The sequence below is a fragment of the Achromobacter sp. SIMBA_011 genome (assembly GCF_046535435.1).
GTDB classification, from domain to species: domain Bacteria; phylum Pseudomonadota; class Gammaproteobacteria; order Burkholderiales; family Burkholderiaceae_B; genus Achromobacter; species Achromobacter dolens.
Map to the genome: position 1 here is coordinate 1 of NZ_JAWRWN010000303.1, position 282 is coordinate 282.

The 282-nt window shown below is 49.3% G+C and carries 1 pseudogene; it reads right to left on the reverse strand.

Annotation, left to right across the window (positions count from 1 at the left end):
- Nucleotides 1–282, reverse strand: a pseudogene (locus SB816_RS31060) (hypothetical protein); the annotation flags it as partial.

Genomic DNA, 282 nt, shown 5'->3' on the forward strand with positions numbered 1-282 from the left:
GCTTGCCAACCAGCTTTACTAAGAGTCAGGCGGCCTGACATGATATCGCCCGTTTTCTGCACCTTATTAGCAGAGAGCCAGTTGTTTAGTGCGCCGCCCCAAAGAGGGCCGCTAAGGTTTCCATCGTTTTGGAAAACGGCAGAACCGATGTTTAGCGGACCCGTCGGAATAGTCACTACGCCAGTATCAGAAATTCGCATGGTATACGCTGTATTAGCACCATTGACGAATCCAATGTCTTTTACATTTGGGTCTGCGTTTGTTTGAATGCGCGGGTTGTAG